General features: G+C 68.8%; 11 protein-coding genes. 4 read left to right on the forward strand and 7 right to left on the reverse strand.

Annotated elements, in window-relative coordinates; all coding sequences use genetic code 11:
* The 4 genes from FAZ79_RS07950 to ubiD all read left to right on the forward strand — a co-directional run.
* A partial coding sequence (locus FAZ79_RS07950) for a uroporphyrinogen-III synthase (protein ID WP_136867443.1) occupies nucleotides 1-555 on the forward strand: 555 nt, incomplete at its 5' end.
* Between the two features lie 56 nt (nucleotides 556-611).
* On the forward strand, nucleotides 612-2,189 hold the full coding sequence (locus FAZ79_RS07955; RefSeq protein ID WP_136867444.1) for a uroporphyrinogen-III C-methyltransferase: 1,578 nt from the start codon (nucleotides 612-614) through the stop codon (nucleotides 2,187-2,189).
* Nucleotides 2,186-3,508, forward strand: coding sequence for a heme biosynthesis HemY N-terminal domain-containing protein (locus FAZ79_RS07960; protein WP_136867445.1), 1,323 nt, complete (start codon nucleotides 2,186-2,188; stop codon nucleotides 3,506-3,508). Before FAZ79_RS07955 ends, FAZ79_RS07960 begins: the two co-directional genes overlap by 4 nt.
* A complete protein-coding gene (ubiD, locus tag FAZ79_RS07965; RefSeq protein ID WP_136867446.1) occupies nucleotides 3,498-5,078 on the forward strand; it encodes a 4-hydroxy-3-polyprenylbenzoate decarboxylase in 1,581 nt (526 codons plus the stop codon). The genes FAZ79_RS07960 and ubiD overlap by 11 nt, the downstream gene beginning before the upstream one ends.
* A 28-nt stretch (nucleotides 5,079-5,106) precedes the next feature.
* On the opposite strand, the gene FAZ79_RS07970 is transcribed toward ubiD, so the two are convergent.
* The 7 genes from FAZ79_RS07970 to FAZ79_RS08000 all read right to left on the reverse strand — a co-directional run bounded on the left by FAZ79_RS07970 (nucleotide 5,107) and on the right by FAZ79_RS08000 (nucleotide 13,928).
* Nucleotides 5,107-6,519, reverse strand: coding sequence for a GGDEF domain-containing protein (locus tag FAZ79_RS07970; RefSeq protein ID WP_136867447.1), 1,413 nt, complete (start codon nucleotides 6,517-6,519; stop codon nucleotides 5,107-5,109).
* 34 nt (nucleotides 6,520-6,553) lie between these two features.
* Entirely contained in the window at nucleotides 6,554-7,393 is an 840-nt protein-coding gene (locus FAZ79_RS07975) for an endonuclease/exonuclease/phosphatase family protein (RefSeq protein WP_136867448.1), read from the reverse strand.
* Entirely contained in the window at nucleotides 7,390-9,033 is a 1,644-nt protein-coding gene (locus FAZ79_RS07980; protein WP_247709527.1) for an acetolactate synthase large subunit, read from the reverse strand. Before FAZ79_RS07980 ends, FAZ79_RS07975 begins: the two co-directional genes overlap by 4 nt.
* A 31-nt stretch (nucleotides 9,034-9,064) precedes the next feature.
* Entirely contained in the window at nucleotides 9,065-9,700 is a 636-nt protein-coding gene (locus FAZ79_RS07985; protein WP_169303648.1) for a thiol:disulfide interchange protein DsbA/DsbL, read from the reverse strand.
* A 140-nt stretch (nucleotides 9,701-9,840) separates the two neighbouring features.
* The gene (gene ccsB / locus FAZ79_RS11830; RefSeq protein ID WP_136867451.1) at nucleotides 9,841-11,049 is read right to left on the reverse strand and encodes a c-type cytochrome biogenesis protein CcsB; all 1,209 of its coding nucleotides are present in this window, start codon (nucleotides 11,047-11,049) and stop codon (nucleotides 9,841-9,843) included.
* Nucleotides 11,050-11,083: 34 nt separating this feature from the next.
* Nucleotides 11,084-13,153, reverse strand: coding sequence for a cytochrome c biogenesis protein ResB (locus FAZ79_RS07995; RefSeq protein ID WP_136867452.1), 2,070 nt, complete (start codon nucleotides 13,151-13,153; stop codon nucleotides 11,084-11,086).
* Between the two features lie 139 nt (nucleotides 13,154-13,292).
* Nucleotides 13,293-13,928, reverse strand: a complete 636-nt coding sequence (locus FAZ79_RS08000; protein ID WP_136867453.1) for a c-type cytochrome — start codon at nucleotides 13,926-13,928, stop codon at nucleotides 13,293-13,295.
* Nucleotides 13,929-14,041 lie beyond the last annotated feature (113 nt).

Below are 14,041 nucleotides of genomic sequence, written 5' to 3' on the forward strand. Positions count from 1 at the left end.
GACCGAGTGGCCGGCGCGCGAGTTTGCGGCGTGGGGGCGGCCACCGGGCGCGCGTTGGCCGAGGCCAGTCGACCCGCCACCTTCCTGCCCGATTCCTCCGAGGACAGCGAGGGGCTGCTCGACTGCCTGCGCGAGGCGCCCATGAACGGCCGGCGCGTGTGGATCGTCCGCGGCGAGACCGGCCGGGAACTGCTTGCCGACACCCTGGCGGCACGCGGTGCCGAGTCGCGTTTCGTCGCCGTCTACCGGCGTGAATGCCCCGAGCCGCCGGCAGCGGCGCCGGCCGGGCCGGCCAGCCTCTGGATCATCACCGCCCCGCAAGCACTCGACTGCCTCGCGCGGCTCGCCGCCGGCACGCATGGCAGCGAGTCGGGGCTGCTAGACTCCTCCTTGCTGGTCATCAACGAACGTGCGCGCGAGCGGGCGCGGGCGCTGGGCTTCCGCGGCCCGGTCGCCCTGGCCGGCGGCCCCGGGGTCGATACCCTGGCCCGAGCGACCTGGCGGCTGATTGCCGACCGGGCCGATCGGCAGACGGCCACGCCGCCGAGACATTGAGCGGGCGCCGTGCGCATGACCGCCTCCATCCGATCGCATCCAGACTGGGGATGAGCATGGACAAGAAAGACAACGACAAGCAGGCCGAGGAAACCCGGGCCAAGGAAAGCCAGGCCAAGGAAAGCCAGGCCAAGGAAACCGGGGCCGGGACGTCTGCCCGCGCGGGCAAGACATCGGCCTCGTCCAACGCCTCGACATCGTCTGCCACGGCGGGCAACAAGGACAAGGGCCAGAACCCGGGGGACAAGAGCCAGTCCGGCAAGGGCGACGCCCAGAAGGCTGCCGCCCAGAAGCCGACCGCAAAGGGTGGGGCCAAGCCGGGCGAGAAGCCCGCCGCCTCGGGCAAATCGGAACCCCCCTCGACGACTGGCGGTGACAAGACCGCCGGGGACAAGCCGAAGGACGTCTCGCCGACCCAGACAAGCGAGTCGGACGCCTCCGCTGGCGAAACCGCCAAGGGCAAGGGCGCGAACGGGGGCGGCAAGCAATCGGGCGGAGCCAAGGTGACCGCCTCCGCTGGCCGGCCCCGCCGGTCGGCCACGCCGTGGCTGGTGATCGGCCTGCTGGTGTTGTTCGCGCTGGCCGCCGTCGGCGGATGGCAGCTGTGGCAGCTTCAGCAGACCGTCCAGTCGCAGGCGAGCGAGCAGGCAGCGCAGGGCCAGGCGTTGGGCGAGGAGCTCGAACAACAGGTCGCGCGCCTGGACGACGAGCTGGGTTCGACCCGCTCGGCAGTCTCGGCGCTGGAGGATCGCGGCGATGCGATCCGCGAGGAGGTCGAGTCCGGCCTGCAGGCGCAGCAGGATGAGCTCGCCGAGCGACAGGACCACCTCGATGAGCGGATCGCGCGCATCGACGATCGCCTGTCGCGTGGCGAGATCGCCTGGAAGACCGCCGAGATCGGTTTCCTGCTCACCCGCGCCCAGGAGCGGCTGACGATTGGCCGTGACCCGGACGGGGCGATGCTTGCCCTGAGGCTGGCCGACCAGCGTGTCGCGGCGCTGTCGCGCCCGCACTGGTTGCCGTTGCGTTCGGCGATCAGCGATGCCATCACCGAGATCGAGGCGACCGGCGAAGGCGACCGCGTGGGGCAGGCCCTGGCGCTGCGCCGCCTGACCGACCGGGTCGAGGACTGGCCGCTCGCCGACGAAGCCGACACTGGTGACAGCGAGCCGGCCGAGGCCGCTGCCGAAACCCCCGAGCCAGGCGAGTCGTTGCCGGAAGACGCGGCCTGGTACGAGAAGGCCTGGGCGGCCACCCGCGGCTGGGTCGCCGGCCAGGTCAGCGTGACCCGCTCGGACACCCCGACCCAGCTGCGCGAGCGCGTCGCCACCGATCGCGAGATGCGCCTGTGGCTGACCGCCGTGCGCGAATCCCTGCTCTCGCGCGACCAGGACGCGCTTTCCACCACGCTCGAGGAGGCGCGCGGCTGGCTCGAGTCGCACTACGCGACCGACGCGGACGGACCGGCCAAGGCCCTCGAGGCACTCAAGCAAACCCGGGAGCGGTTCGCCAGCCGCGACTTCCCGTCGATCGACGCCGTGCTCGACGCCTGGGAGCGGGCCAACGCCCGCGAGAAGGCTCGCGCCGACTCGGTCGACGTGACCGCTGAGACCGGCAAGGAGGACCCGTCATGAAGCGCCTGATCGTCTGGATCGTCCTGCTGGCCGCCGCGGTCGCCGCGGCCGTGTATTTCCTGCCGGGTGCCGGCGTGGCCATGCTCGAGTTCGCCGGCTGGCGGGTCGAGACCACCGCCATCGGCCTGGTGCTGATGGTGCTGGTCGCGCTGATCGTGCTGCAGTTGCTCTGGCGGCTGATTGCCGGGGTCTTGCACCTGCCGGCGCGCCTGAGCCGCCGGTCGGCCGAACAGCGCCGTCGCGCGGCGGACGAGAAGCTCCTGCGCGCCTGGGCCGAGCGTCAGCGTCGTCAGACCGAACTGGCGCAGCGTTACGCGCTGGCCGGGGTGGAGGACGGCAGCCTGCCGCCCATGCACTTCCAGGTGGCGATCGACGCCCTGCTCGACGGGCTTGACCCGTCACGCCAGGGCGCCGCCCCGCGCGGTCGTGCCGAGACCCGCGAGGAGATCGGCGACCTGTTCGAGACCGTCGGGCGCCGATTTCCCAAGTTCGCCGAGTTCCTGCGGCTGCACATCGTCCAGCGCCTGATCGCGCTGCGAGAGGTCGAGTGGGCGCGGGCCATGGTCGAGCCGCTGGTCGAGACCCATCCGCGCGACGAGGCCATCCTGCTGATCCGGGCGCAGTTGCTCGAGATGGCCGGCGAGTACGAGGACCTCGCGCGACTGCTGCCCACCCTGCGCCGCATCAAGGACAAGCGCCTGACCGCCGACGAGCTGCTGCGCATCGAGCGTGTGGTGCTGCTCGGCCGGATCGAGGCCGCCTCGCGATCGCGTGACCTCGATGCCCTCTCGCGGCTGTGGTCGGAGGCCGGGCGCAACGTGGTCGACAGCCCGTCGGTCACGATCGCCTACGCCGAGGCGCTGGCCCGAGGCGGGGCCGAAGACGCCGCCGCCCGCGTGCTGGAGAAGCGGCTCGGGCGCACACTCGAGGCACAGACGCTGCATGCCTGGGCCGAGCTGCGTCACGACAAGCCGGTCGAGGCGCGCAAACGCCTGCTCAAGCTGGTGCCGGACGACTGGAGTGAACCGGCCAATGCCCCGGACGTGGGCCGCGCCCGCGAGCGGGCCGCGTTCGCCTACGCGATGGCGCGCCTGGCCCTGGCCGAATCCGATCCCACCGCCGCCCAGCTGTGGGTGAGCCGGCTGGGTCCGCTCGACCAGGAGCTGCGCTATCTCGCCGTCGCGGCGCGGGTGCACGCCCGTCTGCGCGACAGCAACGAGGCCGCGCTGCTCTACGAGCGCGCCCTGGCTCGCGCGGGCCTGGAAACGAGTCCGGCCCCGCAACCCGTGAAACCGTCCGCGACCGACGATGGCCGCTGATCGGGCGGCCAAGGCGGCCAAGGCGTCCAAGGGGGCGCTGGCCGACCTGCGGCGCTTTCTCGACCAGCTCGAGCGCCAGGGTGAACTGGTCCGGGTGACCGAGCCGGTCGACCCCGACCAGGAGATGACCGTGCTGGCCGACCGCGTTCTGCGCGCCGGCGGCCCGGCGCTGCTGATCGAGAACCCGGTCGGCTTCGACACGCCCGTGCTGCTCAACCTGTTCGGCACGCCCGAGCGCGTGGCCCAGGGCATGGGTGGTCAGACGCTCGAGGACCTGCGCGAGATCGGTCGGCTGCTGGCCTTCCTCAAGGAGCCGGATCCGCCGGCCGGTCTCAAGGAGGCCTGGCGGAGCCTGCCGATCTTCAAGAAGGTGCTCGACATGGCGCCGCGCCGGGTGAAGAAGGCGCCGGTCCAGGAGGTGGTGATCGAGGGCGACGAGGTCGATCTGGCCCAGTGGCCGATCCAGACCTGCTGGCCGGAGGATGCCGCGCCGCTGATCACCTGGGGGCTGACCACCACGCGCGGCCGGCCGCGCAAGGGCGGCGGGCTCGAGTCCAACCCCGAGGATGCCGCGGCCGCCGGCCGCGAGCGCCTGAACATGGGTATCTATCGCCAGCAGGTGATCGGCCGCAACCGGGTGATCATGCGCTGGCTGGCGCATCGCGGCGGGGCGCTGGATTTTGCCCATTGGCAGGAGACCCATCCCGGCGAGCCTTTCCCGATCGCCGTGACCCTGGGCGCCGACCCGGCCACCATCCTCGGCGCGGTCACCCCGGTGCCGGACACCCTCTCCGAGTACGCCTTTGCCGGGCTGCTGCGCGGCGAGCGCACCCGGCTGGTCGAGTGCCTGTCGCACGACCTGCTGGTGCCGGCGAATGCCGAGATGGTGCTCGAGGGCTTCATCTATCCCAACGACACGGCCGTCGAGGGCCCGTACGGGGATCACACCGGCTACTACAACGAGACCGAGACCTTCCCGGTGATGACCATCGAGCGCATCACCCATCGCAAGAACCCGATCTACCACAGCACCCACACCGGCCGCCCGCCGGACGAGCCCGCCATCCTCGGGGTGGCCCTGAACGAGGTGTTCGTGCCGCTGATCCAGAAGCCGTTCCCGGAGATCGTCGACTTCTACCTGCCGCCGGAGGGCTGCTCCTACCGCATGGCCGTGGTGTCGATGAAAAAGCAGTACCCGGGGCACGCCAAGCGCGTGATGATGGGCGTGTGGAGCTTCCTGCGCCAGTTCATGTACACCAAGTTCGTCATCGTGGTGGACGACGACGTCGACCCGCGTTCCTGGGAGGACGTGATCTGGGCGATGACCACGCGCATGGACCCGGTGCGCGACACGCACCTGGTCGAGAACACCCCGATCGACTACCTCGACTTCGCCTCGCCCGTCTCCGGGCTCGGCGGCAAGATGGGGCTGGATGCGACCACGAAATGGCCGGGCGAGACCGACCGCGAATGGGGCCGGCCGATCCGCGCCGACCGGCAGGCCGAGCAGGCGATGGCCTCGGTCTTCGAGTCGGTGATGGCGCGGGCCGAGGCCGCGCAGAAGGACTGAATTCCCGCTTCAGCCCGGGCCCGCGCGGTCAGTCGACCGGGTCGGCCGAGAGCACGCAGCGATTGCGGCCCTGCTCCTTGGCCTGGTAGAGCGCGTCGTCGGCGCGCGAGAAGACCGTCTCCATCTCCTCGTTGGGCTCGAACTCGGCCAGTCCGCAGGATGCGGTCACGCCGATCTCGCGGCCGCGGTAGCGCAGCTTGGTGCGCGTCAGTTTCTCGCGGATGCGCTCGACCACCTTGAGGGCGTCGTCGCCGGCGGCGGTCGGCAGCAGCATCACGAATTCCTCGCCGCCGAAGCGCGCGATCATGTCGACGTCGCGGATCAGCTTCATGAAGGTCTGGGCGACGATGATGAGGGTCTTGTCGCCGGCCTGGTGGCCGAGCTGGTCGTTGATCTCCTTGAAGCGGTCGAGATCCCAGATCGCCAGGGTCAGCGGCGTCTCGTCGCGGCGCATGCGGGCCATTTCCAGGCGCACGCGATGGTCGAAGGCCAGCCGGTTGGGCAGCCCGGTGAGGTTGTCGCGGAACAGCTTCGCCTCGCTCTGCTTGAGCTGCTCCTCGAGCATGCGCGTCTGGTCCTCAAGGCGCGCCAGTCGTTGCCGCAGTTTCTCGTTGTCCGCCTCGACGTCTTCCTGGCGGCGCTCCTCGCCCTGCTGGAAGGCCTGTACCTGCTGGCGAATGCGATTGATGCGTTCGCGTACCACGAGCTTGAGGCCGTCGAGGTCGTCGGCCGATTCCACCTGGGCGTCGATGTCGTCGACCTGCTGGCGCAGCGAGTCGTCGAGCTTGAGTCGCGCGTCGCGCTGCACGGCGAGATCGTCGCTCTGGGCCTGGCTGAACTGGTCGATGTCGGCCAGGGCCTCGGTGACCTGCTCGAGAAAGCGGGTGAGTTCGCCCTTTTCCTTCTCGATCGCCTGGCGCATGTCGTTGATCAGCGTGGCCGCGCGGTCGATCAGGATGCTGGGCAGGGTGCGGTCGCTGGGGTCGTCGATCGCGGCGATCAGGCGGGCGCGACGGCCCTCGAGCGAGTCGACGAAGGCGATCCGGTCGAGCAGCAGGGGCAGCACCTCGCGCACGTGCGCGGCCGAGCCGTTGTGCGTGCCGTGGCTGGCCGGGGCGGGTTCCGGCTGATCATCCACGTCGGGCTGGCTGGCCTCGAGCTCGCGGATCCGTCGCGCCAGGTCCTCGAGTTCGCCCTTGAGCCGGCCGACCTCGAAGGCGTGCTCGTCCTGCTTGCGCGCCTTGTCGCGTATCCGGGCGGCGGCGTCGGCGAGTTCCGGGTAGGCCTTGTCGACGGCGAACAGCACCCGCGAGAGGGTCAGCTTGAGCAGGCCACCCAGTTCCTGGTCGTGGTCCTCGAGTCGGCCGAGTTCGCCCAGCAATTGTTCGTAGCGCTCGCGGTAGTCGTCCTGTTCCGTCGACGCGGTCGGTGCCTCGGCCATCGTTGCGTTCTCTCCCTGGGATCAAGTGCCTAGACTAGTTCGGTTTATGCGGCGATGGTAGCGCGATGCTCATGGCCACCGGGATGTGGTCGGAACCGCCGATCGGGCGCGCCTCGGTGCCGCGGATGTCGAGCGACTGGCTCACCGCGATGTGGTCGATGGCCCGCTGCGGCTGCCAGCGCGGGTAGGTCAGCGGCGGGCGCGTCGGCAGCTTCAGGCCGTTCTCGATGCACCACTGCTGCATGCCCGGATCGTCCGGCTCGCAGTTGAAATCCGCCATCACCACCACGTAGCCCGGCACGTCGGCCAGCTCGCCCAACTGGTCGAACTGCATCTGGCGGGCCCGACGGCTCAGGGCCAGATGGGTGTCGATCACGCGCAGCGGGTGGCCGTCCCAGCGGAAGTCCGCCACCAGCGCCCCGCGACCCGGCATGCGCCCGGGCAGCGGACACTGGGTGATGTCCCGTGGCTGGATGCGGCTGATCAGGCCGAGCGCGTGCTTGCCGAACTGGCCCAGGTCGCGGTTGACGCGCACCGCCCAGTGGGAGAGCTCGGCCAGTTCGGCCAGGTGCTCGGCCTGGTTGAGGAAGCGGCTGCGGATCGAGCCGGCATCCGCCTCCTGCAGGCCGATGATGTCGAAGTGCGACAGGGTCGGGGCGATGGCGGCCAGGCTGCGGGCGCGGTCGGCGCTGGGCAGCAGGTGCTTCCAGCCGCCGGTGAGGTAGTCGCGGTAGCGGTGGGTGGCGATGCCGACCTGGATGTTGTGCGAGAGCAATCGCAGCGGCTGGTGGCCCCGCACGGCGGTGAAGTCGTCGGGCCCGCCGGTGGCCGGGCTGCAGCTCAGGCAGCGTCGGCTGGCCGCCCGGCGGATCATCCGCCCACCAGGGTCTCGCCGAGCCGCCGGGTGAGCTGCTCGTTCTCGCGGTAGTCGACCGGCACGTCGATCACGCAGACCGATTCGCTGGCCATCGCCTCCTTGAGGATCGGCAGCAGGCCGTCGCCGGATTCGACCCGGTAGCCCTTCGCACCGAAGCTCTCGGCGAGCTGGACGAAGTCCGGGTTACCGAAATGCACGCCGGTGGAGCGGCCGAAGCCGCGACGCTGCTTCATGTCGATCAGCCCGTAGCCGCCGTCGTTCCAGATCAGCACGATGATCGGCGTCTTGCAGCGCACGGCCGTTTCGAGCTCCTGCACGTTCATCAGAAAGCCGGCGTCGCCGGTCGCGGCGACGATGTGGCGTTCCGGGTAGAGCAGCTTGGCGGCGATCGCGCCGGGCAGGGCGATGCCCATGCTGGCAAAGCCGTTGGAGATGATGCAGCTGTTGGGCCGCTCGGAGCGGTACATGCGTGCCAGCCACATCTTGTGGGCGCCGACGTCGGAGATGACGATGTCGCGGCTGGACAGCGCCGTGCGCAGGTCCCAGATCAGCTTCTGCGGCTTGATCGGCAGGCAGTCGTCGTCCGCGTGCCGGTTCATGTCCTCGATCAGCGCCTCGCGCAGGTCGCGGAAGGCCGGTCCCTCGTGCGGGGTGGTCAGCTCGCCCAGGCGCTGCATAGCGGTGTTGATGTCGCCGACGATGCTGGTCGCCACCGGGTAGTGGGCGTCGACCTCGGCCGGCTCGGCGTCGACGTGGATGATCTGCCGGTCGCGGGTGGGGTGCCACAGCTGTGGGTGGTACTCGACCAGGTCGTAGCCGATGCAGACGATCACGTCGGCCTGGTCGAAGCCGACGTTGACGTAGTCCTTCGACTGCAGGCCCACCGAGCCCAGCGCCATCGGGTGACGGAACGGGATCACGCCCTTGGCCATGAAGGTGTTGGCCACGGGGATGTTGAGCCGTTCGGCCAGCGCCGCCAGGGCCTCGCTCGCCCCGGCCCGCACCACGCCGTGGCCGGCGAGGATGATGGGATGGCGGGCGGCGCTCAGCGCCTCGGCGGCCTGCTCGAGGCTGGACTCGCGCGGTTGGCTCGCCCCGTTCGAGGTCACCGGCAGGGGCGAGGCGAATCCCGATTCGACCGGCATGGCGGCGACGTCCTCGGGCAATTCGATGAAGCTCGCCCCGCCCTTGCCGGCCTCGGCGAACTTGGCCGCCCGGCGCACGGTTTCCGGGATGGCCGAGGGCGTGATGATCCGTGAGGCGTAGCGGGTGATCGGCTCGAACATCCGCACGAGGTCCAGCACCTGGTGCGATTCCTTGTGCAACCGGTCGATGCCCGCCTGCCCGGCGATGGCGATCAGCGGGGCGTGGTCCATGTTGGCATCCGCCACGCCGGTGACCAGGTTGGTCGCCCCGGGGCCGAGGGTGGAAAAGCACACGCCCGGCTTGCCGGTCAGTCGGCCGACGATGTCGGCCATGAACGCCGCGCCCTGCTCGTGACGAGTGACGATCAGCTCGATCGAGGACTCGTTGAGCGCGTCGACGAAATCGAGGTTCTCCTCGCCCGGGATACCGAAGACGTACTGGACGCCCTCGTTCTCCAGGCAGCGCAGCAGCAGCTGGGCACCGGTGCTCACGGGGTGATCCTCGCGGCGATCAAGGGGGCGATCAGCGGCGCTCGTCACGAATCTGCTCGACCAGCGAATCGACCACCTCGAGCATTTCCACGTTGCCGCCGGCAAGGCGGCCGGTGACCAGGAAACGGCCATCGACCAGCAGGGCGGGCACGCCGCGCACCTCGGCCGCCTGAGCGATCTGGCCGGTCTGGCGGATGGCGTTCTGCGTGCCGAAGCCATTGAAGGCCTCGAGGAAGGCCTCGCGGTCGACGCCTTGCTCGGCGTAGAAGTCGGCGATCGAGTCGGCGTCGGTCAGCCGGGTGCCTTCCTCGTGGATGGCGTGGAAGACCTTGGCGTGCGTTTTCTCGACCGCGTCGAGCTGGTCGGCGGCGTAGAAGGCGCGGGTCAGCGGGAGCCAGTGCTGGCCCAGGGCGAGGGCGCGACGCTCGAAGACCACGTCCTCGTCGAGTTCCTCGAGCCACGGCTCGAGTTCCCCCTCGAGGTAGTAGCAGTGCGGGCAGCCGTACCAGAAGAACTCCTGGACCAGCACCTTGCCTTCCGGCGAGCTGACGTCGGTCTGCACCTCGCGGTAGCCGTTGCCCTCGGCGGCCATGGCCGGCGTGGTCAGGATCAGGGCGGCGGTGGCAAGCAGCGCGGTGGTCAGTGTCTTGAGGCGTGTGACGAGCATGGAGCGTCTCCGTGTGTCGGTCGTGTCGGTGTTGGGTAGCGGGTGGGCAGCGGACCGGCCCGGACCCCGGAACGAAGTATGGGGCAGTCCCGCTGCGTTTGCAGCCGGCTGCCCCATCGGTTGGTCGTGGCCTGTACCGGTCAGAGTTCGCCGTAGGAGTGCAGGCCCGAGAGGAACATGTTCACGCCAAGGAAGGCGAAGCTGGTGATGAACAGGCCACCGATGCTCCACCAGGCCATGACCGGACCGCGCCAGCCCTTGGTCAGGCGCATGTGCAGCCAGGCGGCGTAGTTCAGCCACACGATCAGGGCCCAAGTCTCCTTCGGGTCCCAGCTCCAGTAGCCGCCCCAGGCCTCGGCCGCCCACATGGCGCCGAGGATGGTGGCGATGGTGAAGAAGGCGAAGCCCAGCGCGATTGCCTTGTACTGGATGTCGTCCATCACCGACAGCTTGGGCAGGCGGTCGTTGGGGCCGTCGCCGCCCATCTTGTGCTTGATCAGGTAGGCGATGCAGACCATGGCGGCGATGGCGAAGGTGCCGTAGCCGACGAAGTTGGCCGGTACGTGGATCTTCATCCACCAGCTGTTGAGCGCCGGAACCAGCGGCTCAATCACGTGGGCCTCACGGTCGAACTGGTACCAGAGCAGGAAGGCCAGCGCGATGCCGATGATCAGCATCACGAAGCCGCCCAGGCTGCGGTTGTTGTAGCGCTTCTCGTAGTAGAGGTAGAGCAGCGCGGTGAACACGGCGAAGACGATGAACACCTCGTAGAGGTTGCTCACCGGGATGTGGCCGTAGTCGAGGTTGATCAGGTAGCCCTCGCGCCAGCGGGAGAAGAAGGCGACGAAGCCCATCACCGAGCCGGACCAGACCAGCGCCGAGCCGACCTTCAGGCCGTACGTCGAGCGTGCCAGCGTGGCGATGAAGTAGGTCGGGATCGCGAGGAAGTAGAGCGCGACCATCCACATCGTGGCCGAGGTGCTGGAGAGGAAGTACTTGAACAGGAAGGTCGATTCCTGGAACTCGGCCAGCGCGGCGCGCCCGATGGCCCCGTCGGCGCCGAGGATGTTGTACTGCCAGACGGCGTAGGTGGAGATGATCGCCACGATCCCCACCAGCCAGCGCGTCGCCGGCCAGACCCAGCCAAGGAAGCCCAGGCCCAGGGCGGTACCGAACAGGGTGCCGGTGGTGTAGAAGTCCAGCGACTCGCTGTACTGCACGTAGCCGATACCGGCGATCACCAGCATCGCCACCGTCCACAGCACGTCGACCAGGCCGACGCGTCGCGGTGACGGCAGGTTGGAGGTGGGTTGATAGCCGTTGACCATCTGTTCGTTCGGGACAGACATCGTCGTTTTCTCCTGCGCGGATTGTCCGGCGCCTCTAGCCCTTGTCGGGCGTCGTGGACGCGTCATTCTGGTCATTTGACCCGGTCTGACGCATGAGTTCATCGCTGAACTGGGCGAAGGCCTGGTCGAAGTCGATGTTCTTGCGGGCATCCGTGCCGGCGACCACCACCCGGTGGTGCGTCGGTTGGCCATCATCGTTCACGCCGGCGGGTTTGATCAACACCCACAGCCGACGGTAGTGGATGTAGAACAGCATGAAGATGCCGACCGTCAGCATCAGCGAGCCCAGGTACACCCAGAACATGCCCGGCGCGCGGGTTACCTCGAGGCCGGTCGACTGGATGTGATTGAAGCCGGTGGGCGCGACGAAGATCGGCGAGCCGTAGTTGGGGATGACCGTGACCACGTCGAGCGCCTTCTCGAAGAAGTCGGCGTCCTGGTCGGTGAATTCCTCGATGCCCTGCGCTTGCAGCGTTTCCATGAAGGCGCGCATCAGCACCGACTGGACCACGCGGAACGAGGACTCGCGGGCCTGCTCGGCCATCTCCGGCGGCATGTCGCGTTCGGCGAGCTGCCGGTCGACCTGCTCGCCCAGGGCGGAGAAGCCCTGCTCGACGAAGGTCCCGACCATGTCGGCGATCGAGCGGGCCGCGGCGCTCTGGGCCGCGCCGCCCTGGCCGCCCTGCGGGGTCTGCGCGACCAGGTCGGCGGCGATGCGGGTGACCTCGTCGCGGTCCTTCAGGGTGGCGTAGAAGCCCATGAAGGTTTCGAGCGAGCCGTTGCGGTCGGCGGGGATGAACAGGAACTGCTGCTGGGCCCCGACCTCCGGGGTCACGCCGCTCAAGAAGTACTTGGTGCCGTCGAATTCGACCGGCTGGAAGTAGTTCTCGTACTCGATCGCCTGGCCGGCGGCATCACGCAGTCGGAAGGTGACCGACGGGCCGAAGTTGGTGTTTTCGCGGTTGCCGTCCGGGCCCTCGGTGGGGTTTACGTTGAACAGCGAGAAATCGCGGAACTCGAGGGTGTACTTCTCGCCGTTGAAGTCGAAGGTCCGCTCCTGGTTGATCTTGCCCTCGAGCGCCTGCTTGGTGCCGGCGTCGCCGAACAGCTGCCAGGCGTTGAACTCGAGCTCCGTGCCGCCATCGCCGAAGCTCGACTGGAAGATGTTGTAGCCCTTGTACTTGAGCGGGTGGTTGACCCGGATGGTCTCCTCGATCACCTCGCCCGTTTCCTTGTCGGTCAGGGTGAGATCCGAGTTGAAGGACTTGGGCATCCCGGTGTCGTAGTGCTCGATGTGGAAATCGTTCACCTCGATCTTGAACGGCAGGTTCTGCACCACGTAGCCGTCCTTCAGCCCGATGAAGGCCACGTCGCCCCACTTGCCCTCGGGGATATTGACCGACCCGCGGAAGCCGGCCAGCGCGCCCGGCGGCAGGTGGGATTCCTCGGGCACCTGGCTGACCGGCAGGTCGCGGGTCTCCACCTCGACCACGCCCAGCATGTTGAGCGTCTTGAGGTACATCTTGCTGTCGATCAGGCCGCCGACCAGGATCACGACCATCCCGAGGTGGGTGAGCACGTAGCCGATGCGGTTCATGCCGCCCTTGCGCGCGGCCACCAGGGTCTCGCCCTCGCGTTCCTTGACCCGTGCCTTGTAGCCCAGCTGGCTGAACAGGCCCTGGGTGCGCTCGACGATGGTCGCCGCCGGCAGGCCGCTCTCGTACTGGCGGGAATGGGCGAAGGCCCGAAGCGACTTGTCCTGGGCGTTGAGGCGGAAGCTCCGGATGTCGCGCATGAAGCCCGGGGTGTTGCGGATCAGGCAGGCGCTGGTCGAGGCGAGCAGGAACAGCAGGATGGCGACGAACCAGCCCACCGAGTAGACGTCGTAGAGCCCCAGGGTGTTGAACACCTCGAACCAGAACGGGCCGAACTCGATCAGGTAGTCGTTGAACGGCTGGTTCTGCTGCAGCACCGTGCCGATCACCGAGGCGATCGCCAGGATCGACAGCAGCGCGATCGCCAGGTTCATCGACGTGAGCCAGGTGTACAGGCGCGAGCTCAGGCTGCGGCGGCGTTTGCGGGCGGTTTGGGCCTGGGAGGTCATCGGCTAGCCTTCGCGGGATTCGGGTAGGTTCGTGGCGACGGTCGGCATCGAGATGCGTTCGCCAGCATGTTCAGACGCCGGCATGCCGCCCGGGTTCCCCGGCAGGCGGGGCTCGGGCCGGCGTGCCGGCTGACTCGGCTCAGTCGAGGCTGGCGATGTGCGCGGCCAGCACGTCGATTTCGTCGTCCGTGAGCTCGGCGGCCAGTGGCGTCATCAGGGCGGCCTGGCCGGCGGTGCGCTTGCCGTCACGGTAGTCCTTGAGCGACTGGGCGACGTAGCTGGCGGACAGGCCGCGCAGGGCCGGGAAGCCCGCCGGCTGGTTGCCGTGGCCTTCGCTGTGGTGACAGGCGGCGCAGGCGGCGACGTTCTCGCGGCCCTGGTGGTACAGGTCCGCGCCCAGCGCGGAGCCCTCGGCGGCGGGGCTGGCCACCTTGCGCTCCTGGGCGGCGTAGTAGGCGGCGATGTCCTGGATCTGCTGGTCGCTCAGGCCCGCGGCCTGGCCGTTCATGATGGCGTTCTCGCGCTTGCCGTCACGATAGGCGGTCAGTTGCGAGGCGATGTACTTGGCCGGCTGGCCGGCGAGCGACGGGAAGGCCGGGTTGTTGCTGTTGCCCTTGTCGCCGTGACAGGCAGCGCAGGACTGGGCGGCCTCGCGGCCGGCCTTGATCGAGCCGCCCTCGCTGGCCTGGGCGGCGCCGGCGAGGAAGGTAAGCCCCAGAAGCAAGCCGGCGGTGAAACGGCCGCGACGCGGCATCGGGTGAACTGCTGTCATCATCGCTAACAATCTCGTTGTGGTTCGCGTTCGGCCGGCCCTGGCCTTGATCAAAGGGGTTTCGAAGCGCCCCGAGTATAGGAATTCAGCCGAGCAATTCACTGCGGTATTCCCGG

The organism is Guyparkeria sp. SB14A, assembly GCF_005096345.1.
In the GTDB taxonomy this organism is placed as follows: Bacteria; Pseudomonadota; Gammaproteobacteria; order Halothiobacillales; family Halothiobacillaceae; genus Guyparkeria; species Guyparkeria hydrothermalis.

What these genes read in the sequence shown, in the direction of transcription:
- FAZ79_RS07985 (WP_169303648.1), bottom strand. Translation starts at nt 9,700, where the DNA reads ATGCTCGTCACACGCCTCAAGACACTGACCACCGCGCTGCTTGCCACC.
- FAZ79_RS07975 (WP_136867448.1), bottom strand. Translation starts at nt 7,393, where the DNA reads ATGATCCGCCGGGCGGCCAGCCGACGCTGCCTGAGCTGCAGCCCGGCC.
- FAZ79_RS07970 (WP_136867447.1), bottom strand. Translation starts at nt 6,519, where the DNA reads ATGGCCGAGGCACCGACCGCGTCGACGGAACAGGACGACTACCGCGAG.
- FAZ79_RS07960 (WP_136867445.1), top strand. Translation starts at nt 2,186, where the DNA reads ATGAAGCGCCTGATCGTCTGGATCGTCCTGCTGGCCGCCGCGGTCGCC.
- FAZ79_RS08000 (WP_136867453.1), bottom strand. Translation starts at nt 13,928, where the DNA reads ATGATGACAGCAGTTCACCCGATGCCGCGTCGCGGCCGTTTCACCGCC.
- ccsB (WP_136867451.1), bottom strand. Translation starts at nt 11,049, where the DNA reads ATGTCTGTCCCGAACGAACAGATGGTCAACGGCTATCAACCCACCTCC.
- ubiD (WP_136867446.1), top strand. Translation starts at nt 3,498, where the DNA reads ATGGCCGCTGATCGGGCGGCCAAGGCGGCCAAGGCGTCCAAGGGGGCG.
- FAZ79_RS07995 (WP_136867452.1), bottom strand. Translation starts at nt 13,153, where the DNA reads ATGACCTCCCAGGCCCAAACCGCCCGCAAACGCCGCCGCAGCCTGAGC.
- FAZ79_RS07955 (WP_136867444.1), top strand. Translation starts at nt 612, where the DNA reads ATGGACAAGAAAGACAACGACAAGCAGGCCGAGGAAACCCGGGCCAAG.